Source organism: Formosa sp. Hel1_31_208 (assembly GCF_900104785.1).
Lineage (GTDB): Bacteria > Bacteroidota > Bacteroidia > Flavobacteriales > Flavobacteriaceae > Psychroserpens.
In genome coordinates this window covers 1,249,622-1,275,905 of record NZ_LT629733.1, presented here as the reverse complement: position 1 = coordinate 1,275,905, position 26,284 = coordinate 1,249,622, and the positions used below count along the sequence as shown (strand labels likewise).

The window sequence follows — 26,284 nt, the reverse complement described above, 5'->3', positions numbered from 1 at the left end:
GGAATATTAAAAGTATATCCCAATAGTCTTTGACTCTGTATTATAAAATTATGACTCTGATTTTCATTGATTTAACACCAAGCACCATCCCGTTTCTGTTTGCTATCTTATTTTTTACAAGATGAAAAATAAAACAATAAATACTTTAATTTTAAAATACGATATGTGGAAAACTTAATTGAACTTGCGTTTCCTTTTGTTTTAATCGCTCGAGGAAGGCGTGATGTGCATCCGATTTAGAATTAAAAGGACGATGTGCTAATCCTTTTTGAATCTCATCTACATCATTCATCATTGCTAGAGCATCTTTTGAAATCCATACATTTTGAAATCGATTCCAAATGTGGTTGATGGCAGTAGTATTTGGGTGTAACATATCTTCAGAATAGAATCTGTAATCGCGTAATTCATCCATCATAAGTTCATAAGATGGAAAGTAATAATTTCCTTGTCTAACATCCACCAATTGATGGATTGCAGCAATCAAATGCGACTTACTGCGAGTGTTTTCAACAAAACCATCTTTGATATGTCGAATTGGAGAGACCGTACATATTGCGACAACCTCAGGATTTATACTTTTAACCAAACTTACAATAGCCTCTAGAGATGTTTTTATTTGATCGACAGATAGCAACTCTTTTAAAAACTGTTTTTGTGGCACTTTATGACAATTGGCTACATGCAAGTCTGTTTCAATAAAACGATACACCCAGGCTGTACCAAGTGTTATAATAACATGGCTAGCTTCGCTTAAAAACTGATGGGTGAATCTAATAGCATTGTTTAAATTCTCCAAAAGCACCTCGGCCGAAGTATTGCTCAATCGCGAATGTGCGTCAAAACAGTGCCATTGTTCATTTTGAAAAAACAGATCATCTTTCGTATATTCTTTTTCATTAATCGCATTGGTCACTAAAGTCTCAATCGCTAATGGGTGAAATAGAATTCCAAAAGGGTTTTGTTGCTTCTGAAATTTGTAGTACTCAAACTTGTCGCCAATATGCTCGGCAAAACAAGAACCTAACAACAGGGTTTTGGAGTGATAATCGATTTGATTAAACGGCTGTTGTTGGAGCGGTATCTTTGTTTGAAAGTTCATTTCTAATTTATGGTAGAGACTAGCGAATTCAAAAATCTAGGTTAAATATGTTTTTACTGCTACCAAAGCTTCATCAATGCCTTGCGGATTCTTTCCACCAGCCGTAGCGAAAAATGGTTGTCCGCCTCCTCCCCCTTGGATGTACTTTCCAAGTTCTCTAACAATTTGGCCTGCATTTAAATTCTTACTAGCTACTAATTCTTTCGAGATATAGCAAGACAAAATAGCTTTACCATCATTATCGGCACCAAATAAAAGGAACAAATTATCATACTGACTGCCCATATCAAAGCACACATCTTTAATACCTCCTGCATCCAAATCCAACTTTTTAGCTAGAAACTGAATGCCATTAACTTCAGTTAATTCATTCTTCAACTCCCCTTTAATTGACTTTGACTTTTCCTTTAATAAATTTTCAATTTGTTTTTTTAGACCAATATTTTCTTCTTGTAAATTACGCAAAGCTTTCACAGGTTCTTTGACATTATTGAGCAAATCTTTCATTTCATAAAACGCTCTATTATTTTCAAAATAGAAGTCTTTAACAGCGTCGCTCGTTATGGCTTCTATTCTACGAATACCTGCTGCCACTGCGCCTTCAGACACAATTTTAAAATGCCACAGATCGCCTGTATTCTTAACATGTGTACCTCCACACAATTCAATAGATTGACCAAATCGAACTGTTCTTACGGCATCACCATATTTTTCGCCAAACAAGGCCATTGCGCCTTCACCAATCGCTTGTTCCATTGGTATATTACGTTGCTCTTGTAGCGGCAACTTTCCATCGATACGCCTGTTCACAAAATTCTCAACATCTCGCAATTCATCAACCGTTAATTTTGCAAAATGAGAGAAATCGAATCGTAAATATTTGGAGTGAACAGCCGATCCTTTTTGCTCCACATGAGTCCCTAATACCTCTCGAAGTGCTTGGTGCAGTAAATGGGTTGCCGTATGGTTACATTCTGTACGGTAACGTTGTTTTTCATCTACTGAGGCAGTAAATGTCTCGGTAATATGTTTTGGTAAGTTTTTTGTAAAGTGAACACTAATATTATTTTCTTTTTTAGTATCAATGATATACACAGTATCCCCATGTTCGTCTTTTAAATACCCTTTGTCTCCAACTTGCCCACCTCCTTCCGCATAAAACGGTGAGATATTGAATACCAACTGATATAATTCACCATCTTTCTTTGAAGTAACTTTACGATATTTTGTAATTTTTACTTGTGTTTCTAAGGTATCATAACCAACAAACTCTTGCTCTTCATCTTCGACTAAAACTGTCCAATCATCAGATTTCAATTCCGAAGCTTGCTTACCTCTCTCCTGTTGTTCTTTCAGTTTCAGCTTAAACTCCTCAACATTATACGCAAATCCTTTTTCGCGAAGTATCAAATCGGTCAAATCTTCTGGAAACCCATAAGTATCTTTCAATTCAAAAACCTTAGCACCTGAAATTTCTTTAGATGATGAATTTTCAATTAATCGATCCAGTAAAATCAATCCTTGGTCTAGAGTTCTTAAAAATGAAGCCTCTTCTTCTTTAATGACATTTTCAACGAGTTGACGTTGCTCCTTCAATTCTGGAAAAGCTGTGCCCATTTTCTTAACTAATACTTCAACCAATCTATAGATAAATGGTTCAGTTTTATCTAAGAAGGTAAATCCATAACGAACTGCCCGACGCAAAATCCTTCTAATGACATAACCCGCTCCATTGTTACTCGGTAATTGTCCGTCAGCAATTGAAAATGCTACGGCACGTACATGGTCTGAGATGACGCGAATAGCAACATCAACTTTTTCGTCTTTACCGTAGGCTTTATCTGTAATCGTTTCAATTTCACGAATGATTGGTGTAAATACATCGGTATCATAGTTAGATTGTACGCCTTGTAATACCATACAAAGACGTTCAAACCCCATGCCAGTATCAATATGTTTATCAGGAAGATTGTCTAATGAGCCATTTGCTTTGCGGTTATATTGCATGAAGACAAGATTCCAAATTTCAACCACATGAGGATGATCCATATTCACCAATGATTTACCATCTATTTTGGACTTCTCTTCCGCTGATCGAATATCTACATGAATTTCACTGCAAGGTCCACAAGGTCCTTGATCTCCCATTTCCCAGAAATTATCTTTCTTATTACCCATTAGGATGCGATCTTCTGGTATAAACTGTTTCCAAATATCGTAGGCCTCTTGATCCATTGGCAAGTTATCGGCATCATTACTCCCTTCAAAGACTGTCACATAGAGCATGCGCTTATCAATACCAAATTTATCGGTCAATAGTTCCCACGCCCATGCTATGGCTTCGGCTTTAAAATAATCGCCAAAACTCCAATTCCCTAACATCTCAAATAAGGTATGATGATACGTATCATAACCCACTTCTTCTAAGTCATTGTGTTTTCCAGAAACGCGAAGACATTTCTGAGTATCTGCAATACGATTGTTCTTTGGTTGGGCATTTCCGAGGAAAAACTCTTTAAAAGGAGCCATTCCCGAATTCACAAACATCAAGGTTGGATCGTCTTTTAGAACCATTGGCGCCGAAGGAACAATACTGTGTTTTTTGCCTTCAAAGAAGCTTAAAAATGTATGTCGAATGTCTTGAGACTTCATCTGATTTTTTATTATTGGTTTTTAAGGTAGTTTTGACTATCAAGATTTTAAATCTCCATTGACTTCTTGATGTTTCATTCTCACTTATTTAAAACCTAGTTTCTATTATATTACTTTAAATAGGAAACAATTTATATATTTGTGATACGTTCTATTAATCATGCAAAAATAGAACTTTTTAAGATATGTCTAAAGTAAAATATTATTACGATCCGGAAACGCTTTCTTATCGCAAAATCGAGCGTAAGAAAGGAAGAACTATTAAGTTCGGATTCATATTTTTACTAGCAGCGGCTCTTTTTGGCTTTTTCTTCGTTTTTATTGCTAGTCAATTTATCGAGTCTCCCAGAGAACGTGCATTAAAACATGAATTAAGCAACATGCAATTACAGTATGACTTATTGAACAAGCGAGTTGAAGATGCTTTTGCCGCATTAGAGAGTGTGGAAGAGCGCGACAATAATATCTACAGACTCTATTTTGAAGCCAATCCCATCCCTGAAGAACAACGCCGTGCTGGTTTTGGGGGCGTAAATCGATATAAAAAGTATGAAGGCTATGATAACTCACAGCTCATTATAGAAAGTAACAAACGTATTGATCGGTTACAAAAAGCAATAGTAGTGCAATCCAAGTCACTTGATGAAATTACCATATTAGCAGAAGATAAAGAGAAGTTTTTATCTTCTATTCCTGCCATACAACCTGTAAGAAATAAAGACTTGAAACACATGGCTTCAGGCTATGGCTATAGGACTGATCCGTTTACCAAGGTTAGAAAGTTTCATTGGGGAATGGATTTTACAGCACCACGCGGAACTCCCATTTATGCATCAGGTGATGGCGTAATAAAACGAGCAGATAGTAACTCCTCGGGTTATGGTAAACACATAAGAATAGACCATGGCTATGGTTATATCTCATTATATGCCCATTTGTATAAATATAATGTAAAAGCAAATCAGAAGGTAAAACGTGGAGATCTTATTGGTTATGTTGGTAGTACAGGTCGATCTGAAGCACCACATTTGCATTATGAAGTATTTAAAGACGGAGAACGTATTAACCCTATTAATTTTTACTACGGAAATTTAACTGCGGAAGAATACGCAAGATTATTAGAAAAAGCATCATTAGAAAACCAATCCTTAGATTAACAATATGCATATTAATCTTCCTGAAAAACGATATTATGGTATTGGCGAAGTCGCCAAAGCCTTCAATGTAAATACGTCTTTGATCCGTTTTTGGGAAAAGGAATTTGATGTATTACAACCTAAGAAAAACGCTAAAGGAAATCGTAAATTCACTCCTGAAGACATCAAAAACCTGAAGTTTATTTACCATTTAGTAAAAGAACGTGGATTTACCTTAGAAGGTGCCAAAACACATCTTAAAGAAGACAAAAAACAATCGCTAGATAAATTCCAAATCATAAATAAATTGGAAGGCATTAAAGCTCAGCTCATCAAAATAAAATCACAACTTTAAAACTCTATCATTATGAAAAAATGGCTCGTTCCTATAATAATTATTGCAATCATAGCAGTTGGATTATTTTCATGGGGAAAAGGATTTAACAATACTGCCGTACAATTAAATGAAAATGTAAGTGAAGCTTGGGGTAATGTGCAAACCTCTTACCAACGCAGAAATGACCTCATTGGTAATTTAGTAAATACGGTTAAAGGCGCTGCCGATTTCGAAAAAAGCACCTTAGAAGCTGTTGTGAAAGCACGTTCTGAAGCTACAAAACCAGAAATCAATATTAACAATGCTGAAGACTTAAGTCCCGAAAAATTAGAACAATTCAATAAGGCACAAAGCGGATTAAGTAGTGCTTTATCGCGACTATTATTAGTGGTTGAAAAATATCCTGATCTAAAAGCCAATCAGAATTTCTTAAAACTACAAGATGAATTAACCAGCACTGAAAACACGATTCAAACGGCTAGAACGCGGTACAACGAAGCTATCAAGCCCTATAATATTCACGTTAAGGAATTTCCAAATAACTTCCTTGCTGGAGTGCTTGGTTTTGATTCGAAACCATATTTTGATGCTGAAGCTGGTGCCGAGAAACCAGTAGACGTTGAATTTGACTTTAGTAACTAAACATGTCAAAAGTTGAGGACTTTTTAACCGCTCAAGAAGAACAGGAGATTATCGAAGCCATACGAAAGGCCGAGATGAACACTTCAGGAGAAATTCGTATTCATATTGAACATCATTCCGAACACGATGCTTTTGAGCGGGCTATGGAAGTCTTTCACTTTCTTAAAATGGACAATACAAAACTCCAAAATGGCGTCCTTATTTATCTTGCCATAGATGATAGAACGTTTGTCATTTATGGTGACAAAGGAATTAATGATGTTGTCCCAAAAGAGTTTTGGAACAGTACTAAAGATGTCATGCAAAACCATTTTAAAACCAATCGATTTAAAGACGGACTTATTGAAGGTGTTTTAAAAGCTGGCGAACAATTGGAAACGCATTTCCCGTGGAATCATAACGATCGTAATGAATTAACAAACACAATATCTAAAGGGTAAATGTTAAAACAAAAACATATTTATTTACCTCTTCTTATAAGTCTTATAAGTAGCTTTTTCCTACTTGCAAATGCTCAATATGATATTCCGCCTATACCAGAGGAACAAACAAGTATTTACGACTATATTGACCTATTATCGGCAACTGAAAAAAGCAATTTAGAAGAAAAGCTCGTTCGCTATTCTGATACCACATCTACACAAATTGTCATCGCCATTATCGCCACTACTAAAGGCGAAAACATTGGATTATTAGCCCCTAAATGGGCTCATGAATGGGGAGTTGGTCAAGCCAAAGAAGACAATGGCGTTTTCATTTTACTGGCTCATGAAGATCGAAAAATTTGGATCTCACCTGGTTATGGTGTGGAAGACAGACTCACTGCAGGAATTACAGGTCAATTAATACGAAATATAATCATCCCAGAATTTAAACGTGGAGATTACTATCAAGGCCTCAATAAAGGTACAGATGGCATTTTTAACATCTTAACCGGCAAATATCAAAGTTCTCGACAATCTGATAATTCAGGTGATATCTTTCCTGTCTTAATTCTTATATTTATGGTGATTATATTCATTGTTATTGTCATCGCTATAACTAAAAACAGAAAAGGTGGTGGTCACGATGGAGATGGTGGCTACAGAACAAATGGAACTAGTATTTTAGACGCTATCATATTAAGTAACATGGGACGAGGCAGCTATGGCGGAAGCTCTAGTGGAGGTCTCTTTGGCGGAAGTAGCGGTGGTTTTGGAGGTGGCTTTGGTGGCGGTGGTTTCTCAGGTGGAGGTGCTGGAGGCAGTTGGTAATGTTATGAAGAAACTCATCTTAATTGGTTTTGTAATTCTATGCTTTTCTTGTAAATCAGATACAGGAATACCTGTTGATTACAGTACACTCCCAAAAAATGAAAACAATCAAGTTCTTCTTGATTTGTCACATATCTTTTATGATGCTCAAATAGATTCACTTTCCGCAAAGATTATTGCATACGAAAATCAATCTACAAATGAAATTGTTATCCTCACCGTGGATTCAATTGCTCCCTTTGAAGATCTTCACATCTACAGTAGTGCCATAGGAAATTATTGGGGCGTTGGTAAAAAAGACAAAAACAATGGTTTGGTTATCGTTTTCTTAAAAACCCAGCGTCGTATATGGTTATCTACAGGTGATGGCGCCACAAAAGTCCTGACTGATTCGATTTGTCAGAAAATTATTGACCAACGTATGATTCCATATTTTAAGGAAGGGAATTACTATTTAGGTTTGGATAAAGGATTGGATGCGATTATCAATGCTTGGCACTAATGAAAAACCTGTTAACGAATAGAAATGACAATTCATGGCATTATGAATAGTCATTTCTATCAGTTATTAAATATTTATTTTTTACGCATATAGACGCTCACTGGCACACCTTTAAAATCGAAGTGTTCTCTTAAATTATTTTCAAGAAATCGCTTATAAGGTTCTCTTACATACTGAGGTAAATTGCAGAAAAATGCAAACTGAGGCTGCGGAGTTGGCAACTGCATGATGTATTTTATTTTCACAAATTTACCTTTATAAGCTGGCGGTGGATAGTTTTCTATAATTGGGAGTAAGACTTCATTCAGCTTACTTGTTTTTATCTTTTTAGTTCTATTTTGATAGACCTCAACAGCAGTTTCAATCGCTTTATAAATACGTTGTTTATTTAATACTGAAATAAATACAATTGGCACATCTGTAAATGGTGCAATTTCTTTTTGAATGACCTTTTCAAACTCTTTAGTTGACATGGTGTTTTTCTCAACTAAATCCCATTTATTGACAAGAATCACGATGCCTTTTCGATTACGCTGAGCTAACCAAAATATATTTTGCACTTGTCCATCAAAACCTCTTGTAGCATCTAAAACGACTAAACATACATCGCAATGTTCAATAGCTCTCACACTTCGCATTACAGAATAGAATTCTAAATCTTCTTTCACCTTAGATTTACGTCTAATTCCAGCAGTATCGACTAGGTTGAATTCAAATCCGAAACGATTATATTTAGTATCGATAGAATCTCTTGTAGTTCCAGCTATATCAGTAACGATATAACGCTCTTCCCCAATAAGAGCATTTATAAATGATGACTTACCTGCATTAGGTCGACCAACAACTGCAAATCTTGGCAATTGATCTACGTCTTCCTCCTCCTCTTTTTCTGGAAGTGCTTGCACTAAAGCATCCAACAAATCTCCTGTACCACTTCCATTAATACTTGCAATAGTGAAGTATTCACCAAGACCAAGAGCATAGAACTCTACGGCATCTTCAGAACGTTTTCCATTATCGACTTTATTGACAGCAAGAAATACTGGTTTATCCACTTTACGAAGTAATCGCGCAACATCTTCATCCATTCCTGTCACACCAGTTTCAACATCTACCATAAAAATAATGGCATCTGCTTCATCGATAGCTAATTCTACTTGCTTATCTATTTCCGCTTCAAAAATATCATCACTTCCTTTAACATATCCTCCGGTATCAATAAGAGAAAACTCCTTTCCGTTCCAATCACTTTTTCCGTAGTGCCTATCACGCGTCACACCACTAACGGCATCCACGATAGCTTCTCGACGTTGAATTAAACGATTAAACAAAGTAGACTTCCCAACATTTGGTCTTCCTACAATAGCAACTATATTACTCATAATTCTTTTTTTATCTGCATTACATCTCCTGTAAGCGGCTGCAAAGATACTAAATATCTATGATGCAGACTGTTTTTTAAGTTAAAGATTCTGTGTATCCGTAGTTTGGATAAAAAATAGTAATTTAAAGCATTAAATAAATATGCCATGTCATTATCAAATGAAATCGTATTAAGGCCTCGTTTTAATTTTAAAGTAAGATATGATAATGAGCACCTTTTAAAACTTTTTGAAGACAAGAATGGCGCACAATCAGATTTTGTTGTGTCTAGAGTTGACGATCACTTATTTATAAAAATCCCAAAAGCCAAACAGCATTTTTGGTCACCGCAATTGCATTTGGAAATCAATAAGGATGACACTGACAATAACAGCGTAATTTATGGCCTATTTGGCCCTAATCCAACGGTTTGGACGATGTTTATGTTCTTTCACTTTGTTACAGCTGGTTTGTTTATTGGTTTTGGCATTTGGACCTATGTGAATTGGTCTTTAGGCTCCGATTATGCCATTCAGTTATTTGCCACCTTATTCACTATTGTTATCTGGTTTGCACTCTATTTTGGTGGACGTCTAGGAAAGAAAACTGGAATGAGCGAAATGCATCAACTACATCATTTTATGCGTGATACCTTGAGAGATTATGATATTCACGCTGAAAGATAAATTACTTCTGATTGTAACCAAAACGTCTTAATTGACGCTGATCACTTCTCCAATTCTTGTTCACTTTCACATACAATTCGAGATGCACTTGCTTACCGAAGAATTTTTCAAGATCCTTTCTAGCCTCCATACCTACACGTTTTAATGCGCTTCCTTTATGACCAATAATAATTCCTTTTTGCGTCTCGCGTTCTACCATGATTACTGAACGCATTCTAATGATTTTTTCTTCTTCAAAAAACTCTTCGGTATCTATTTCTACAGCATAGGGAATTTCCTTTTTGTAATGCATTAAGATTTTCTCGCGGATGGTTTCGTTACAAAAAAAACGCTCTGGTTTATCGGTTAACTGATCTTTAGGATAATAAGCAGGAGACTCTGGTAATAACTCTATAATTCGACTAAAGACTTCTTTAACATTAAATCCTTCTAATGCTGAAATAGGAAAAATCTCTGCATTAGGCACTTTTTCAGACCACAATTGCACTTGAGATTCTAATTGTTCTTGATCTGATTTATCAATCTTATTTAATAATAGTAGTACTGGTATTTTTGAATTTGTAATCTTTTTGAAGAACGCCTCGTCCTTCAATTCTTGTTCTCCGATTTCAACCATATAAATAAGAACATCGGCATCATCAAAAGCAGATTTCACAAAATCCATCATAGATTCTTGCAACTCATAAGCAGGTTTGATAATTCCCGGTGTATCACTGAGAATCACTTGAAAATCTTCACCATTAACAATCCCCAAAATTCGATGTCTAGTCGTTTGTGCTTTTGAAGTGATTATTGATAATTTCTCACCAATAAAGGCATTCATCAAGGTGGACTTCCCTACGTTAGGATTTCCTATAATATTTACAAAACCAGCTCTATGCATATTTATACTTTTTGCAAAGTTACAATCTTTAATGGTTAAACTCTAATAGTCCTCAATTAAGGTATGTGACATGATAAAAATCAGCATTTTTAAAAAAATAATGCAATACTTTTGATAGAGATATAATACGTTCAATATATGACTGATTTACAAATAGCAAAACGCGTCAAACTAAAACCTATAACTGATATCGCATCAAAGTTTGGAATTGATCCTGATATCATAGAAATGTATGGAAAAGATAAAGCCAAATTACCGTTATCATGTATCAATAGAAAAAAGGCAAATCAAAGTAATTTGATTTTAGTATCTGCTATTTCACCAACCCCTGCTGGTGAAGGCAAAACCACAATTTCGATTGGCTTGTCTGAAGCCTTAAACCATCTCAACAAAAAAACTACAGTCGTGTTAAGAGAGCCTTCTTTAGGTCCGGTATTTGGCATAAAAGGTGGAGCTACGGGTGGTGGATATTCTCAAGTGCTACCACTTGAAGATATCAATTTGCATTTTACTGGGGACTTTTCAGCGATTGAAAAAGCACATAATTTATTGGCAGCCATTATTGATAATAATATTCAAAGTAAAACAAATTCTTTAGGACTTGATCCAAGAACGATTACATGGAAACGTGTAATTGATATGAATGACCGTGCTTTGCGACGTATCATTGTTGGATTAGGAGGAACCACTTCTGGAATTCCGCGTGAAACCGGTTTCGATATTACAGCTGCTTCAGAAATTATGGCCATTTTATGTATCACTAAAGATTTAAGTGATTTAAAGAAACGCCTCGGAAATATATTTATTGGCTATACCTTTAAGAAGAAACCGGTTTATGCCAAAGACCTAAAAGTTGCGGGTGCAATGGCAACACTCCTACAGCATGCTATTAAACCTAATTTGGTTCAAACTATAGAAGGGAACCCTGCCATCATTCACGGCGGACCATTTGCTAATATTGCCCAAGGAACGAACTCTGTAATTGGAACACTCATGGGAATGAGTTATTCAGATTACACCGTTACAGAAGCTGGATTTGGTTTTGATCTTGGTGCTGAAAAATTCTTTGATATTAAATGTCAGAGTGCGAAAATTTCACCAAAGGCGGTAGTACTAACTACAACCATTAGGGCGCTAAAATATCATGGTGGTGTAGATTTAAAATCTTTAGACACTCCAAATGTAGAAGCCTTGAGACAAGGTTTACCTAATTTGGAAAAACATTTAGAAAATATCAAACAGTTTAACGTCACACCCATCATTGCTATCAATAAGTTTAAAACAGATAGCAAAGAAGAAATTCAGCTGATCAAAGATCTTGCAAAAATTAAAAATGTAAGAGTGGCAGTTGCAAATGTTTGGGCTAAAGGTGGTGCAGGAGCTATTGAATTAGCGCAGCATGTTATTGAGGTAGCTGAAGCCTGTAAAACACCATTCAAACCGCTATATGATTGGGATATGGACATTGAAACAAAAATTGAAACTATTGCTCAAAAAATTTATGGTGCCGAACATGTCGATTACAACTCTAATGCTAAGCGCCAATTAAAACAGATTAAAGAATTAGGGCTAGCTAATTTACCTATTTGTGTGGCAAAGACTCAAAAATCCTTGTCTGATAATCCGAAGCTTCTTGGGCGACCTAAAGATTTTATTATAACTGTGAGAGAAATAGAAATTGCATCAGGTGCAGGGTTTTTAATTCCAATTACTGGAGAAATTATGCGAATGCCTGGGCTACCAGCACATCCAGCGTCAGAAGGCATTGATATTAGTGATAGTGGTGAAATTTCAGGATTATTTTAATTCGCATTTATTGAATTTGTTTAATTATTGTAACTTCATGGTCTAAAGACAATCACTATGAAATCACAATACGCTTTCTTATTTAAAACAGCTCTTACGCTACTTATTTTTACTTCTTGTACAAATCCTAAAAAGGACGTTGCTACGATGATTATTCATGGTGGAACTATTTATACCGTAGACTCAACTCGTACATCTGTAGAAGCCGTAGCCACAAAAAACAACATGATTCTTTTTGCCGGAAGCCTAGAAGAAGCTGAAGCATATAAAAATGAACAAACACAGCTCATTGATTTAAAAGGCAGGACAATGACACCTGGATTGATTGAAGGTCATGGTCATTTTATGGGATTGGGTTATAATGAATTAAGACTCGATTTGATGAATACAAACAGTTACCAAGATATTATAGATGCTGTGGCAGCACGAGTTAAAACAGCTAAGCCAGGTGATTGGATTGTAGGCCGAGGATGGCACCAAAGCAAATGGGATAGTTTGCCAGTAGACCTCGTTAAAGGGTTTCAAACTCACCACAAGCTAAGTGAGGTATCACCTGATAATCCTGTGTATTTAAGTCATGCTAGTGGACATGCAGGTTTTGCAAATGCTAAAGCTATGGAAATTGCAGGTTTACAAGTACTATCTCAAGAAGGCGTAAAAACCTATGACATAGAAGGTGGTGAAGTTATTGTAGATGAATTTGGCAGACCAACTGGAATTTTTAATGAGCGTGCTCAAACTTTGATATACAAACATATTCCTGAAAATACACCTGAAACAGATACTCAAGCTTTTAAACTTGCTGTGGCCGCCTGTTATAAAAACGGAATTACGAGTTTTCATGATGCTGGAATTTCAAGAGAAACAATAGCCCTATATAACAAAATGAAGGCGTCAGATGACATGAACATTAGAATATATGCCATGCTTACTGGATGGGATGAAGAATTACTGAATGAATGGTATGAAAATGGACCTATGGTAGATCCAGATCATTTATTTACGATACGCTCTGTAAAGTTAAATTGTGACGGTGCTTTAGGATCACGAGGTGCTTGGCTCTTAGAACCATACTCAGATAGACCAGACCATTTTGGACATGAAACACTTCCAATGGATTTTGTAAAAAAAACAGCATTAAGCGGACTTAAAAATGGTTTTCAAGTATGCTCACATGCCATAGGTGACCGTGCAAATAGAGAAATTCTAGATCGCTATGAGTCTGCCTTAAAAGAATTACCAGAATTAAGTACAGATCACAGATTTCGTATAGAGCATGCGCAACATTTACATCCAGATGATATTCCTCGATTTGCAGAATTACATGTAATTCCAGCAATGCAAGCTGTGCATATGTCATCCGATAGACCATGGGCAATTGACCGTTTAGGAGAAAAACGAATTAAAGAAGGTGCTTACATGTGGCAAGATTTATTGCAAAGTGGCGTTCCTATTGTTAATGGAACTGATGTTCCTGTTGAACCTATTAATCCTATAGCTAGCTTCTATGCCAGCGTAAGTCGCAAAACCCTAAAAGGCACTCCTGAAGGAGGTTATGAACCAGATCAAAAAATGACAAGAGCACAAGCATTAAAATCATATACCCTAGACGCTGCTTATGGCGCCTTTGAAGAAGATATTAAAGGATCTATACATGCTGGAAAACTGGCTGATTTCACAATTTACGACCAAGACTTGATGACGGTTGACGAAGATAAATTGCTAAACACGGAAATTGTAATGACGGTTTTTAATGGAGAAATTGTTTATGAAAAGAAAGATTAAACCAATATACGTATACACCAATAACTACATATTTAGTATTCAATAAAGACCTTTTGGGATATTAAGAGGTTTGAGATATTTTAAAAGAAAAGCTCCTTTAGAAATCAAGGAGCTTCTTTGTAGCGTATAACTTCAAATTATAAAACCAAAAAGAGTTTCTAAGAGACTTTTTGAAAATTACTGAATTTTAAATAATTCTGCCGTAATTGCTAGCCGCATGATATATATCATTGTTAGTTCGCATCGATTTATTAATATTATTAATTATATCGATTAAAATACTACGTTAAATTCAAACTATAATGAAACGAAAGACCTGGAATAATTGGATTATAGCACATACATTTGCTTTCCCTTTAGCTCTTTTAATAGGCTTTATAGCTATTCATTTATTTTCTTTTATTGGCAATCTGCTTCCTGAAATTATTGCGTCTGGATTAGGTTATATACTTTGGGGAGGAATAATGGGTTGCATAATAGGGTATACGCAGTGGTATTTTTTAAAGACGATTAATATTCCTTCGGGATGGATATGGCGAAATGCAATTGGGTTTGCAATTGCCGAAACTATTGGTGTTGTTGTTCTATTGATGATGGATATTGATAGGAATATTGATTTAATAGATTCTTACGGGATGGAAGTTTGGACATTAATTTATTTTTTTGGAGGAGCTATCTCTGGTTTTTTACTATCTCGTTATCTTAAAAAGCACACTGCTTTTTTTCGATTATGGATATTCGCTAATTCTCTTATTTGGGGAATTAGCACACTGCTATGGACTGCTCTTATAAAATTTGTGCCCCGTGGAGGAGGATTTATGACGATTTTTGGAGGCTTATTTCTTGGTTTACTATCGGCTTTGGTCCTAAATCGTTTATTAAAAAATGACGTAGATAAAAACATATAAAAAAAACATTTCGATTTCTCAAGAGGCTTTTTAGTAGCGGGAACTGGATTAACTCACCTTGCTCGTTGGACCATAATGTGAAGCTTGTACGACAAACCAGATTTGATGCTCAAATCTATTTTTTATATCTTTCAATTTAAGACTTACACTTCAAAATTTCAGCCACAAAAAAACCAGACACTTTCGTATCTGGTTTGTAGTAGCGGGAACTGGATTCATTGCTCCATTTCATTTCGCAATGGGCCAATGGAGAAGCTGTACAATGAAAACCCTAAGCGCAATGCGCTTATTACTATTTTATACTTCTAAAAGCTGAAATAAATTTCACTTTTCCAAGTATAAAAAAACCTCTTGATTTCTCAAGAGGTTTTCGTTGTAGCGGGAACTGGACTCGAACCAGTGACCTTCGGGTTATGAGCCCGACGAGCTACCTACTGCTCTATCCCGCGATTTATAATCGAAAAATGATAATCTTAGCTTTTAACTTTCGGTTCATAATGCCGACTCCATCATTTTAGGACTGCAAATATAACAGCTTTTTTCTACAATACCAATTAAATAAAAAAATAACTCCCAACAAATAAATGCTGAGAGCTAGATCTAATTTAAAACTCTATACTAATTAATTATCGTCTTCTTCTTTATCTAAGGTAACAATGACACCTTCGCTTTTTACTTCAGCAAAATCAAACTGCTCAAGACTAGGAAGTTGTTCTTTTAACTGAACCAACTCTCCTTTAAAATCGTTATTCCCTAAAAGCAAAACTTTCAAATTTGTTAAACTTGCTATGTCTGAAGGTAAATTTCCATAAAAGGCATTATCCGAAATTATTAACTCTTCTAGCTTTGTCAAACTACAAATAGAATTTGGCAAGGTTCCAAAAAATTTATTATCAAATACACTCAGAATTTTTAAATCTTTAGCTTGAGATAAACTTGAAGGCAACTTACCCGAAAGCTTATTACTACTTAACATTAGTTCTTTTAAATTCAATAGGTTTCCTATTGAATTTGGCAATTCTCCTGCTAATTGATTATTATATAATTCTAAAGTTCTTAAACTTGTTAGTTGTCCTATCGTTGATGGAATCTCACCACCTATGGTATTCATGAATAATTTTAACTGTCTCAATGACTTTAACGCGCCTATTTCTTGCGGAATTGGTGCAGTTAGCCTATTAAATGCTAAGTTTAAACTTTCTAAAGCCGTTAAATGTTCTATACTTGAAGGAATAGCTCCAGTAATTTGATTTCTAAAGAAATTAATTTTTTTTAAATAAACTAAGTCTCCTATGGCTGTTGGTATTTCACCTCTAAGGTTATTGAACTCTAAATTAAGTTCGATAACCTTATCGTCTTTCACAACAACTCCATACCAATCTTGAACGGGCGCATTCAAATCCCATGAGGTTTTCCAGAGCTCTCCTTTTGTTGAGTGGAATAAAGCCGTTAAAGCTTCCTTTTCTTTCGTGGATACGTTACCAAAGGACAATAAGGTAACAAGACACATTAACAATGTAATTTTAGCGGTTTTCATAATAATAGATTTGTTAAAGGGACAACAATTTCTATTACGAATGTAGAAGAATATCGGTTATATGACAATTTTTTTCGATGAAATGCACAACCGTTCATCGAATAAATTACTAAATATCTGTTTTACAGGTGTTTATATTTTTTCTATTGTTCAATGTTTTGCGCTTGAAAACCAGTAATTTCTTGATTTTCAGTAGATATTTGTAGTTGGATTGGGTGACAACACACTTCGCAATCTTCAATATAGGATTGATGTGATTGGGACGTATCAATGAGCATTGAAATGGATTCCCAACAGTAAGGGCATTGAAAAAAATGTTCTTCCATAGTCTTAGTTCAATATGAGATTACAGTTCAACATTTAATAATTCTCCACTTAATTGAAGCACTGTGAGCTCAGCCAATTTGGCATCATACTTCGCTTGATTTCGGCTTAATTCTGCATTTAATAGATTGAGTTGGGCTTGTCTGAATTCAATACTTGTTACCTGACCTAATTTGAATTTCTCTTGGGTACGTTCAAAATTATTTTGAGCTGTTTTGATATTTTCTTCCTGAACTTGATAAATCGTTAATCGGTTTTGATAATCATCCCAAGCATTATTAAAATTACGCTCAACATCTGTAGCTAATTGCTGCTTTTGAAGTTCTTGAATCTCTAAATTAATTTGTGCATTTTTTATTCTAGTTAGCGTACTACCACCATCAAACAAATTCCATGATAAATTTAAGCCTGCAGATACACCTGTATTTGTATTTTGTAACAAAAATGCCAACGGACTATTGTTTGACGATTCGTTCCAGCCATATGATCCAACAAGACCTACTGTAGGCAAAAATTGCGCTTTATTCGTTTTAATGTCTAACTGACTAATGGCTATATTTTTTTCTGCTTGTAGTAAGGTGATATTATTGGCTTTTGTTTTTTCTAATAGCTCCTCTTTATTTAACTGAAGTATAAAACTGATTTCTGTACTGACATCAAAATCTTGAGCTATTTGATTTCCTAGCACCATATTTAAATCGCGTTTGGTATTTCTTAATTGTTGCTTTGCATTAATGAGATTAATACTATCGTTATTGATATCAACTTCTGCATTTAACACTTCAAGCTTTGTACTTTGTCCGTAGTCAAATTGGTAGCCAGCTCGTGTCAGTCTATCTTTTGAAATAGTAATAGTTTCTTCTAATGCCGAAGAATTTTCAGAAAGTTGTGCCACACTATAATAAATAGAAAATAATTGAAGTATTGTGGTCTCAATGGTTTCTCGAGCTTCCAACTCAGATAATTGATACTCTTCTTTTAATCGTTTGTAATTATATAAACGCCCTAAACCATCAAATAAGGTGTAATTCAAATTTATTGACGCATTATACCGACGCGTTTCTGCACCATTTGCAATTCTTGTATCTCCATTAGCTAGTTCACCTTCAGTATTTTGCTGATCTATAGAAGCTCCAGCATTTCCTGTTAAAGTTGGTAAGTATCCTGAATTTAAAATACCTGAATTATTCTCTGCCACATCAACAGAACTATTGGCGATTTTAATCCCATAATTGTGTTCTAGAGCTAATTTAACGGCATTTTCAGTCGTTAAAACCTGTTGTGCACTTGCATATATTCCGAAGAAAACTAAGCCAAATGCGATGTATTTTCTAAAGTTCATTTGCTATATTTTTTCATTCAATTCAAGGGGCTCACTACCGTCTTCCGTTTCATCATTAATCAACATATTCCCAGTTTCATCTTCTAAAATATGTTCTTCGTTTTGTTCTTTAATAGCGCGCTCTACCTCCTCTTTGCTTACCTCTGTATTTGTCCATAACCATTTTACATTTCTCTTAATATTGTTACTAAAAGCTAAAAATAATGGCAACACTAACAAGGTTAAAATAGTTGCATAAGCGATACCAAATGAAATTGAAATAGCCATAGGTTTTAAAAATTGTGCTTGCCTACTCTTCTCTAAAAGCAAAGGAGCCAATCCTGCGATAGTCGTTAATGAGGTTAAAAAAATGGCTCTAAAACGCGATTTACCAGCTTCCGTTAGTGCCAAATCAAATGTCATCCCTTCCCGTAAATTACTATTGAACTTCCCAATAAGAACCAAGCCATCATTCACCATAATACCAATAAGTGCAATAATACCTAGAAGTGATAAAATATTTACAGAAAATCCTAAGAGCCAATGCCCCCAAGCAACCGCTGTCAAACTAAAAGGCACCAAAAGAATTAATAAAATTGGCTGACTGTAACTACGGAACGTAAATGCAATTGTGATATAAATAAGTATTAAAATAGGAATTCCTGCAGCTTTCAACGAACTTCCTAATTTTGATGCTTCTCTGTTTTGTCCTTCAAAAGATGCTGAAATTGTAGGATACTTAGATTGTAATTCAGGTATAGTATTAGTTCTAATATCTTCTAAAATATCAGTAGCACTAGAACTTGGGTTTTTTAAATCTGCCGAAATACGAATTTCTCTTTGACCTTCCAAATGATTAATAGCAACATCACCTCTTTCAATAGTATACACTGCTATATCTTTTAAAGTCACTCGGTCTCCAGTAGGCGTTAGAATTCGCATATCATCTAAATCATTTATAGATGCCCTATTGCTTCTATCGTAACGTACCCAGACTCTAATTTCGTCTTGACCTCTCTGAAAACGTTGTGCCTGTGCTCCAAAAAATCCAGAGCGTACTTGCGTCATAACAGTTCTTAAATCTAAGCCTAATAAGTAGGCGCTTTCTTTAAGTTTTAATCGAATTTCTTTGATGCCTGCAGGATCGTTATCTTCGACATCTTTGAGTAGCGGATTTTCCTGTAGGACTTGTTTCAATTCACTTTTTGCCGCTTTAAGTTCTGAGATATTATTCCCTAATAATGCCACAGAAACTGGACTTCCACCAAAATTCCCTCCAGACCCAAAAATTAAACGCTCTGTACCAATTACTGGTCCAACAATTTCTCTTAATCGATTCGCCACAGCAGAAGACACGATTTCATCTGGTCGTTCTTCTCCAGGCAACATATTAATCACTAACCTTGCACTAGAACTGCTATTCAAGGTTAGAATTGTATTTTCAAAAAGTTCTTTTTCTGTATCAGCTAAGTATTTTTTAGTAAACTCTTGATTAACGATAAAGGATTTTTCCTCAATCATTGAAATGATAGAATCCGTAATCTTTACGTTGGTCCCATTAGGCATATCTAGTTCAATAGTAACACGGTCACTGGCAATAGAGGGGAATAAGGTTACACCAATCACACCACCTCCAATAGAACCAAAAGTTAAGACAAGTAATGCGACAAATATTCCGAGTGCTAAAAATTTAAACTCAAGAACAAAAGCTAATGTAGGCGAGTAAACACGATCTCTTAAGAAGCTCATTATACGATCACCAAAAGCGTTAATTCCTCGCATTTTAGCAAAGAATCTTCTCATTTTGGATGAGTTAACTTCAACTTTCTGTTTCCTTAAGGCTTTAGAGTGGGCTAAATGCGCAGGAAGAATAATTAAAGCTTCTACCAAAGATACCGCTAAGGTTAGAATCACTACAACAGAGACTTCACTAAAAAATTCACCAATTCTACTATCCAAAAACAAGAATAACGAAAATGCCAATACAGTTGTAATAATTGCAGAAACTACTGGTGGAATCACTTCCATGGTCCCGTCTATAGCAGCTTGAATGGGTGATTTTCCTTTTTCATAATGCTGGTATATGTTTTCGGCAATCACAATACCATCATCTACCAATATTCCAATTACGATAATCATTCCAAAGAGTGACAATACGTTAATCGTAACATCAAATTGTGCCGCAAAAATGAACATCCCAAGAAAAGAAATTGGCAGTCCAAATGCTACCCAGAATGCCAAACGTGTATTTAAAAATACAGATAGAAACAAAAGCACTAATACAATCCCAAAAAATGCGTTTTCAGCTAATAATGCCGTGCGTTGATTTAGTGTTATAGAAAGGTCTCTAACCACATCCAATCTAATATTTTCGTACTTCTGATTATAGTCTTCAATATAATCTTTTACTTTATCGGCCGAAGCAATGAGGTCTTCATTATTGGTGCTTGTTACTGAGATATTAACAGAAAGCTCTTGATTAAAAAAGGTAGCGTTAGGTGTTTCTGAAAAACGATCTCGCACGATAGCGATATCTTTCAATCTTATGGTTTTTCCGTCAGGTGTTGCACGAATGATAAGATTTGATAATTCATCACCATAGTAGGAACGATTATTCGCCCGAATTAGATATTCTTCAACGTCGGTTTTAATATTACCACCTGTAACTAAAATATTTGAAGTTGTTACAGCTTGAGCAACTTCTTCGAAAGTTAAATTAAAAGCGAGTAAATCAATTTCGTTGACTGCTATTTCAATTTCTTCTGCGGGATAACCCGTAACTTCCACCTGTGAAATACCATCAATTGCACGTAAATCATTTTCGACCTGACGCCCAATTTGCTTTAATGTTGCTAGAGGCACATTTGTTCCGCTTAAGGCAAATGAAATTGTTTCTCTAACCTCTTCACGTTTGGCAACTACAAGAGGTTCCATTCCTGTAGGAAATGAAGGCACACGATCAACGGCGTTTTTAACTTCAAGTAGCATAAAGTCAATATTCTCACCTTTCTCAATCTCTACAGTTATTGTCCCGCTATTTTCTCTGGATGTAGAGGTCACACGATCAATCCCTTTTAAACCTTTAAGGTTATCTTCAATTTGAAGTACAATACCTTCTTCAATCTCTTGCGGAGATGCTCCTGGATAGGTGATATTGACATTGATGATTTTGGAATCTACAAGCGGAAAAAATGACGACTTTAGCGACATATATCCTAAAATACCAAACACGAAAAATGCAAAAATAAACACATTTACAGCAACGTGGTAACGGATAAAATAGGCTAATAATTTTCTCATGACCTATTGCTTAACTTTGTTAGATTTGGTTTTCATTGCTGAAAGCGTGTCGTCTTCATCTTTGATAGAAATCTTTTCTGCTTTTTTAGCTTCGAATGGTTTAACCAACATTCCTGCATAGGCACCTGGAACAGGTTTAGACAACATGATGGTGCCATCAGGCACATTTTTCAATACTACTTTTTTATCAGAAAAATAAACCGATTTCACATCGATAATATCTAATAAACTGTCTCTCACCACATAGATCTGGTCACCATCTAGCATCAAATTTCTATTGATTTCAATCGCATTATCTTCACTTTTTGCATTTAATTTTGCTTCGAGATACAAACCTTCTTTGAGGGCGTCATCTTTGACTTCAATAAATGCTGTAATGGTTTGTGTGGTTGCATCAATACTTCCGTTAACACGCGAGATAATTCCAGTATAGTTTTGTGTGTTTTCTAAGTTGTTGAGTTCAACTTTTTCACCAACTTTTAAAAGACTCGCATAAGATTTACTCAGAGCGACTTCCATTTCGTATATGGACGGATCTATAAACTCGCCTAGTTTTTGTCCGTTACGTATCAACGATCCCTCAGTCACTAATGCTTCTGTTAAAATCCCCGAAAAAGGTGCTCTAATAGTGTACTTGGATAGTCGTTGCTCTAAATTTTTTACATTGTAATAGCTAGATACAATACCTCGACCAGTTATAAAATAATTCTCCTTTTCCGCAGTCATTTCGGGTAATATGGGTGTGGTTTTGTTTAAGTCGAATGAATTAAGATAGTTTCGCCATTTTGGAAACACTTCTGGGAAATCTAAACGCAAGTCAGGCATGATAGCCGCTATAGCATTATATAAATCACTTTTTGAAGATTGCACACTCGCATAGTATTCAGAAGCATCTATCTTAATTAAGGTTTCACCTTGCCGATATTCCTGACCTGTTTTAAAGAGTTTATTGCTCGTTCTGAACACACCTTGAACTTCAGAATAGATTTCAACACGACGCTTTGCCATAAGGCTTCCGTTTGCTGGGATAATAATTTTAATTGTCCCATTTTGAACTGTATCTGTAAAGACCGTCTTTACGATTTTTTCAGGAACTGTCTTTGGCTTTTTCTTGTTTTCGATTAACTGGCTACCTATAAGAAAGGAGCCAATAATTAATAATAACCCAATAATAGAAAGGATAATATTACGCATAAAGATGTGATGGTTTGTGAATTTCTATTTGTCACCATATTAGAAATTCAAGTAATTTCGGTGCAAAAGTATTTAAATACTGAGTGTATTGCAGTTAAAAAAAACATAAAACAATATATGCCTTCATTTAAGACAAATCGTCCAATTCGTATTGAATGTTTTCCCAATCTGCCATTAATTGCTTTAATTTTTCCTTTTTAGCCTGATAATGATCAAAAAAAGTATCGTTGGCAACCGTAGCATCATAGTTTGTAGCTAATTCTACATCATCTTCTTTGATGTCTTTTTCGAGCTGACTAATCTTAGATTCGATATTACTCAGCTTATTATTTAGAGATTTCAGCTTTTTCTGTGCTTCGTACGACTGTTTATTTGTTGTTTTTGGTATGTCTTTAATAACAGTCCGCTTCTCTACTTCTCTTAAGTTCTCTACGTTACGCTGCTCTAAATAAAAATCAATATCCCCTAAATATTCTTTTATCTTCTCGTCTTTAAACTCATACACTTTATTAGTCAAACCTTGAAGAAAATCTCTATCGTGAGATACTAAGACTAAAGTACCTTCATACTTTTTAAGAGCCTCCTTTAAAACATTTTTAGACGTAATATCTAAGTGGTTGGTAGGCTCATCCATTATTAAAACATTAATGGGCTGAAGCATAAGCTTCGCCAAAGCTAAACGGTTACGTTCTCCTCCAGAAAGGACGCGCACATACTTTTCGGCTTCATCTCCTCTAAATAAAAATGATCCCAAAATATCACGAACCTTACTTCTATTAGTTTCGTTAGCAGCATCAATCATCGTATCCAATACGGTTTTACTACCATCTAAATATTCAGCTTGATTTTGAGCGAAATATCCAATTTGAACATTATGACCTAGCTTTAAATTACCTTGATGCTTAAGTTCGCCAACAATTATTTTTGCTAAGGTAGATTTGCCTTGTCCATTTTGTCCAACAAAAGCAGTTTTACTATCGCGTTCAATCATCAAATTAACATTGGTTAATACGTGATTATCATCATAACTTTTAGAAATGTTTTCGGCTTCGATAACAACTTTTCCTGGTGTTACTGAAACAGGAAAATTAAGAGTCATGACACTGTTATCGTCTTGATCAACCTCTATACGATCAATTTTATCTAATTTTTTAATGAGCGATTGTGCCATGGTCGCTTTACTTGCTTTAGCTCTAAATTTTTCAATTAGTTTTTCGGTTTGTTCTATTTGCTTTTGCTGATTTTTTTGTGATGCCAATTGTTGGGCTTTAATCTCATTTCTTAAAACAAGAAACTTAGAATAAGGTTTTGGATAATCGTAAATTCTGCCGAGAGAAATTTCTATCGTACGATTAGTCACATTATCTAAAAACATTTTATCGTGAGAGACAATAACAACTGCACCCGAGTAATTTTTCAGAAAACTCTCTAACCAGATGATTGATTCTATATCTAGATGATTTGTAGGTTCATCTAGAAGTAAGATATCATTATTTTGAAGTAGTAACTTTGCTAATTCAATTCTCATTCTCCATCCACCAGAAAAGGTATCGGTTAGTTTATTAAAATCATCACGCTGAAACCCCAATCCTTGTAATATTTTTTCAGTTTCTCCTTGATAATTATAACCTCCAATGATTTCATATTGATGCTGAATATCATTGAGATCAACCATTAACTGATGATAGGTTTCACTCTCATAATCGGTACGTTCCGCTAATTGCGTGTTGACGTACTCCATTTTTGTTTCTAATGCTTTAATTGCTTCAAATGCCTGGTAGGCTTCTTCTAGAACTGTTCGTCCAAAAACAAAATCGATATCTTGTTTTAAAAATCCAAAACTCAAGTTTTTATCAGCCGCAATTTGGCCAGAATCTGGTTCAAGTTCTTTGGACAAGATTTTGAGCATCGTAGATTTTCCTGCACCATTTTTACCAATCAATCCTATGCGATCACCAGGACTTAATTTAAACGTGATATCCTCGAATAAATATTCGCCCTGAAAGGAAATAGAAAGATTATGAATATTGAGCATTTGCTACTTTTGTTATAGTGAATTTATTAATTAGTCTTAACTTTGTATTTTATAACTGAAGCGCAAAAGTAAACAAATTTAAATCATGCTAAAAGGCACGAAACTATATAGTATTCTCACAGGAGCTTGTCCGAAATGTCATCAAGAATCTATGTATGACACTAAAAACCCATATATATTGCGTGATGTTTTAAAGATCAACGACCATTGTTCGCATTGCGGCACACGTTACCGAATGGAGCCCTCTTTCTTTTATGGTTCTATGTATGTGAGTTATGGTGTGGGGATTGCCTTTGCTATTGGCACATTTATAATAAGTTTTTTGATGCTTGAAACTTCATTAATAACCGCTTTTATTGCCATAGTAATTAGTTTAATTGCTTTTGGTCCAATTATCATGAGGCTGTCTAGAAATATTTGGATTAACTTATTTATGAGTTATGACAAATCTTTAGTAAAGAAAGATTAGGTGTTAAATCGACTGATATTTATTTCGGGATCTAAATGATTTCCTTCTTCTATGTGATTGAATAATTGTTGTGCAACATAAGGTGAAATCATTACACCTCGTGTTCCTAAACCATTTAAGACATACATGTTTTTATGTATTGGATGTTCCCCTACCAAAGGCCTTCTATCTCTCGTTGTTGGTCTAATACCTGCAACTTGACTTACGACTTCAAAATCACAATTTATTATCTGTTTGACTTTCTGAAGTAAGTCTATTTTTGCTTTTTCTGATATAGAATGTGTTTTATCCTCTCGTTCGTATGTAGCACCAATCCAATACAAATCATTTTCTAATGGCACAACAAATACCGAAGATTTTAAAATAAAATCTATTTTTAAATCTGGTGCTTTGATAGTGAGCATTTCGCCTTTAGTACCGTTTAATGGCAAATAATTAAAAAATGGATTATTAGACAGTCCATAGCCTTCAGCAAAAACGATATGATTTGCAGTTACATTACGATAAGTCTTTTGATGCGGTTTTATAACTAGTGCCTCGTATTCAAATCCTATGTTATAAAATTGATCCTGAGACTTCAGATAATCAATATAGGATGTTACTAAATGAGTGGTATGTATTCTGCCTGAATGCAGAACTTCTCCAAATCCATACTGCGCATTTATGTGTGGATTTTTATTGGGTATGAGTGTTGTAGATAAGAAGTCCCCTAATATGGGTTTATCTGATGCGATAAACCATTCATTTTGTTCTTCAATGGAAGCGAACTTTCTATATACCGGAAGTTGATAATTTAATTTAGTTTTTAGAAGTCGTTCCAAAATGACATATTTTGGAAGCGCTAATTCTAATTGAGATTTTGCATTCCAAACTTTTGTAAAGCGTTTTAATATGACGGGATTATAAAGGCCAGCTGCAACCTTTGAAGAATGTTGAGAGTTGTTATCAAATACAATAAATGACTTATTGTTTTGACGCAATTCTTCACAAAATGCGATTCCTGCCAATCCACAACCAACAATTATATAATCTACATTTTTCATTACGGTA

At 35.0% G+C, this 26,284-nt stretch carries 22 protein-coding genes and 1 tRNA gene; 11 read left to right on the top strand and 12 right to left on the bottom strand.

What is annotated here, in order from left to right; all coding sequences use genetic code 11:
• Positions 1–151: 151 nt before the first annotated feature.
• Entirely contained in the window at positions 152–1,102 is a 951-nt protein-coding gene (locus tag BLT57_RS05595) for a GSCFA domain-containing protein (RefSeq protein WP_091423418.1), read from the bottom strand.
• Between the two features lie 36 nt (positions 1,103–1,138).
• Entirely contained in the window at positions 1,139–3,754 is a 2,616-nt protein-coding gene (alaS, locus tag BLT57_RS05590; protein ID WP_091423417.1) for an alanine--tRNA ligase, read from the bottom strand.
• Positions 3,755–3,939: 185 nt separating this feature from the next.
• On the opposite strand from alaS, the gene BLT57_RS05585 reads away from it, so the two are divergent.
• Genes BLT57_RS05585 through BLT57_RS05560 form a run of 6 tightly spaced genes read left to right on the top strand, consistent with a single transcriptional unit; the run spans position 3,940 to position 7,624 of the window.
• Entirely contained in the window at positions 3,940–4,911 is a 972-nt protein-coding gene (locus tag BLT57_RS05585) for a M23 family metallopeptidase (protein ID WP_091423415.1), read from the top strand.
• Between the two features lie 4 nt (positions 4,912–4,915).
• Complete coding sequence (locus tag BLT57_RS05580) at positions 4,916–5,245, top strand: MerR family transcriptional regulator (protein WP_091423414.1); 330 nt, start codon at positions 4,916–4,918, stop codon at positions 5,243–5,245.
• A 12-nt stretch (positions 5,246–5,257) separates the two neighbouring features.
• Positions 5,258–5,869, top strand: a complete 612-nt coding sequence (locus tag BLT57_RS05575) for a LemA family protein (RefSeq protein WP_091423412.1) — start codon at positions 5,258–5,260, stop codon at positions 5,867–5,869.
• A gap of 2 nt (positions 5,870–5,871) precedes the next feature.
• Positions 5,872–6,309 carry a TPM domain-containing protein gene (locus BLT57_RS05570; protein ID WP_091423411.1) on the top strand — a complete coding sequence of 146 codons (438 nt, stop codon included), beginning with the start codon at positions 5,872–5,874 and terminating at the stop codon, positions 6,307–6,309.
• Complete coding sequence (locus tag BLT57_RS05565; protein WP_091423410.1) at positions 6,310–7,122, top strand: YgcG family protein; 813 nt, start codon at positions 6,310–6,312, stop codon at positions 7,120–7,122. It begins immediately after the preceding gene.
• Positions 7,016–7,624, top strand: a complete 609-nt coding sequence (locus BLT57_RS05560) for a YgcG family protein (RefSeq protein WP_091423408.1) — start codon at positions 7,016–7,018, stop codon at positions 7,622–7,624. The genes BLT57_RS05565 and BLT57_RS05560 overlap by 107 nt, the downstream gene beginning before the upstream one ends.
• 74 nt (positions 7,625–7,698) lie before the next feature.
• Here the strand turns inward: BLT57_RS05560 and der are convergent, their stop codons facing one another.
• Positions 7,699–9,006 (bottom strand): ribosome biogenesis GTPase Der, encoded by a 1,308-nt coding sequence (der, locus tag BLT57_RS05555; RefSeq protein WP_091423404.1) that lies wholly within the window; start codon positions 9,004–9,006, stop codon positions 7,699–7,701.
• A 147-nt stretch (positions 9,007–9,153) separates the two neighbouring features.
• On the opposite strand from der, the gene BLT57_RS05550 reads away from it, so the two are divergent.
• On the top strand, positions 9,154–9,672 hold the full coding sequence (locus BLT57_RS05550; protein WP_091423403.1) for a GTP-binding protein: 519 nt from the start codon (positions 9,154–9,156) through the stop codon (positions 9,670–9,672).
• 1 nt (position 9,673) lies between these two features.
• On the opposite strand, the gene era is transcribed toward BLT57_RS05550, so the two are convergent.
• Positions 9,674–10,555, bottom strand: coding sequence for a GTPase Era (gene era, locus BLT57_RS05545; RefSeq protein ID WP_091423401.1), 882 nt, complete (start codon positions 10,553–10,555; stop codon positions 9,674–9,676).
• A 138-nt stretch (positions 10,556–10,693) separates the two neighbouring features.
• Here era and BLT57_RS05540 point away from each other — a divergent pair, with 138 nt between their 5' ends.
• The 3 genes from BLT57_RS05540 (at position 10,694) to BLT57_RS05530 (ending at position 15,054) form a co-directional block, all read left to right on the top strand.
• On the top strand, positions 10,694–12,361 hold the full coding sequence (locus BLT57_RS05540; RefSeq protein ID WP_091423398.1) for a formate--tetrahydrofolate ligase: 1,668 nt from the start codon (positions 10,694–10,696) through the stop codon (positions 12,359–12,361).
• 57 nt (positions 12,362–12,418) lie between these two features.
• Positions 12,419–14,146 (top strand): amidohydrolase, encoded by a 1,728-nt coding sequence (locus BLT57_RS05535; protein ID WP_172827431.1) that lies wholly within the window; start codon positions 12,419–12,421, stop codon positions 14,144–14,146.
• A gap of 302 nt (positions 14,147–14,448) precedes the next feature.
• Entirely contained in the window at positions 14,449–15,054 is a 606-nt protein-coding gene (locus BLT57_RS05530) for a hypothetical protein (RefSeq protein WP_091423397.1), read from the top strand.
• A 376-nt stretch (positions 15,055–15,430) separates the two neighbouring features.
• On the opposite strand, the gene BLT57_RS05525 is transcribed toward BLT57_RS05530, so the two are convergent.
• From BLT57_RS05525 to BLT57_RS05495, 7 genes are all read right to left on the bottom strand, one after another.
• Positions 15,431–15,503 (bottom strand) — tRNA-Met (locus tag BLT57_RS05525).
• Between the two features lie 173 nt (positions 15,504–15,676).
• A complete protein-coding gene (locus BLT57_RS05520) occupies positions 15,677–16,591 on the bottom strand; it encodes a hypothetical protein (protein ID WP_091423394.1) in 915 nt (304 codons plus the stop codon).
• A 143-nt stretch (positions 16,592–16,734) separates the two neighbouring features.
• Positions 16,735–16,917: a CPXCG motif-containing cysteine-rich protein gene (locus BLT57_RS05515; RefSeq protein WP_091423391.1), complete on the bottom strand. Its 183-nt coding sequence runs from the start codon at positions 16,915–16,917 to the stop codon at positions 16,735–16,737.
• A 20-nt stretch (positions 16,918–16,937) separates the two neighbouring features.
• Entirely contained in the window at positions 16,938–18,257 is a 1,320-nt protein-coding gene (locus tag BLT57_RS05510; RefSeq protein ID WP_091423389.1) for a TolC family protein, read from the bottom strand.
• Positions 18,258–18,260: 3 nt separating this feature from the next.
• Entirely contained in the window at positions 18,261–21,536 is a 3,276-nt protein-coding gene (locus BLT57_RS05505; protein WP_091423383.1) for an efflux RND transporter permease subunit, read from the bottom strand.
• A 3-nt stretch (positions 21,537–21,539) separates the two neighbouring features.
• Positions 21,540–22,730: an efflux RND transporter periplasmic adaptor subunit gene (locus tag BLT57_RS05500; RefSeq protein WP_091423380.1), complete on the bottom strand. Its 1,191-nt coding sequence runs from the start codon at positions 22,728–22,730 to the stop codon at positions 21,540–21,542.
• Positions 22,731–22,857: 127 nt separating this feature from the next.
• Positions 22,858–24,765 (bottom strand): ABC-F family ATP-binding cassette domain-containing protein, encoded by a 1,908-nt coding sequence (locus BLT57_RS05495; protein WP_091423377.1) that lies wholly within the window; start codon positions 24,763–24,765, stop codon positions 22,858–22,860.
• An 82-nt stretch (positions 24,766–24,847) separates the two neighbouring features.
• On the opposite strand from BLT57_RS05495, the gene BLT57_RS05490 reads away from it, so the two are divergent.
• Positions 24,848–25,234 (top strand): DUF983 domain-containing protein, encoded by a 387-nt coding sequence (locus tag BLT57_RS05490; protein ID WP_091423374.1) that lies wholly within the window; start codon positions 24,848–24,850, stop codon positions 25,232–25,234.
• Here BLT57_RS05490 and BLT57_RS05485 read toward each other — a convergent pair.
• Positions 25,231–26,277, bottom strand: a complete 1,047-nt coding sequence (locus BLT57_RS05485; RefSeq protein ID WP_091423373.1) for an FAD-binding oxidoreductase — start codon at positions 26,275–26,277, stop codon at positions 25,231–25,233. The two genes, BLT57_RS05490 and BLT57_RS05485, sit on opposite strands and share 4 nt — an antisense overlap.
• Positions 26,278–26,284 lie beyond the last annotated feature (7 nt).

Coding starts and splice junctions, on each gene's coding strand:
- BLT57_RS05595 (WP_091423418.1), bottom strand. CDS start 1,102: ATGAACTTTCAAACAAAGATACCGCTCCAACAACAGCCGTTTAATCAA.
- alaS (WP_091423417.1), bottom strand. CDS start 3,754: ATGAAGTCTCAAGACATTCGACATACATTTTTAAGCTTCTTTGAAGGC.
- BLT57_RS05585 (WP_091423415.1), top strand. CDS start 3,940: ATGTCTAAAGTAAAATATTATTACGATCCGGAAACGCTTTCTTATCGC.
- BLT57_RS05580 (WP_091423414.1), top strand. CDS start 4,916: ATGCATATTAATCTTCCTGAAAAACGATATTATGGTATTGGCGAAGTC.
- BLT57_RS05575 (WP_091423412.1), top strand. CDS start 5,258: ATGAAAAAATGGCTCGTTCCTATAATAATTATTGCAATCATAGCAGTT.
- BLT57_RS05570 (WP_091423411.1), top strand. CDS start 5,872: ATGTCAAAAGTTGAGGACTTTTTAACCGCTCAAGAAGAACAGGAGATT.
- BLT57_RS05565 (WP_091423410.1), top strand. CDS start 6,310: ATGTTAAAACAAAAACATATTTATTTACCTCTTCTTATAAGTCTTATA.
- BLT57_RS05560 (WP_091423408.1), top strand. CDS start 7,016: ATGGCGGAAGCTCTAGTGGAGGTCTCTTTGGCGGAAGTAGCGGTGGTT.
- der (WP_091423404.1), bottom strand. CDS start 9,006: ATGAGTAATATAGTTGCTATTGTAGGAAGACCAAATGTTGGGAAGTCT.
- BLT57_RS05550 (WP_091423403.1), top strand. CDS start 9,154: ATGTCATTATCAAATGAAATCGTATTAAGGCCTCGTTTTAATTTTAAA.
- era (WP_091423401.1), bottom strand. CDS start 10,555: ATGCATAGAGCTGGTTTTGTAAATATTATAGGAAATCCTAACGTAGGG.
- BLT57_RS05540 (WP_091423398.1), top strand. CDS start 10,694: ATGACTGATTTACAAATAGCAAAACGCGTCAAACTAAAACCTATAACT.
- BLT57_RS05535 (WP_172827431.1), top strand. CDS start 12,419: ATGAAATCACAATACGCTTTCTTATTTAAAACAGCTCTTACGCTACTT.
- BLT57_RS05530 (WP_091423397.1), top strand. CDS start 14,449: ATGAAACGAAAGACCTGGAATAATTGGATTATAGCACATACATTTGCT.
- BLT57_RS05520 (WP_091423394.1), bottom strand. CDS start 16,591: ATGAAAACCGCTAAAATTACATTGTTAATGTGTCTTGTTACCTTATTG.
- BLT57_RS05515 (WP_091423391.1), bottom strand. CDS start 16,917: ATGGAAGAACATTTTTTTCAATGCCCTTACTGTTGGGAATCCATTTCA.
- BLT57_RS05510 (WP_091423389.1), bottom strand. CDS start 18,257: ATGAACTTTAGAAAATACATCGCATTTGGCTTAGTTTTCTTCGGAATA.
- BLT57_RS05505 (WP_091423383.1), bottom strand. CDS start 21,536: ATGAGAAAATTATTAGCCTATTTTATCCGTTACCACGTTGCTGTAAAT.
- BLT57_RS05500 (WP_091423380.1), bottom strand. CDS start 22,730: ATGCGTAATATTATCCTTTCTATTATTGGGTTATTATTAATTATTGGC.
- BLT57_RS05495 (WP_091423377.1), bottom strand. CDS start 24,765: ATGCTCAATATTCATAATCTTTCTATTTCCTTTCAGGGCGAATATTTA.
- BLT57_RS05485 (WP_091423373.1), bottom strand. CDS start 26,277: ATGAAAAATGTAGATTATATAATTGTTGGTTGTGGATTGGCAGGAATC.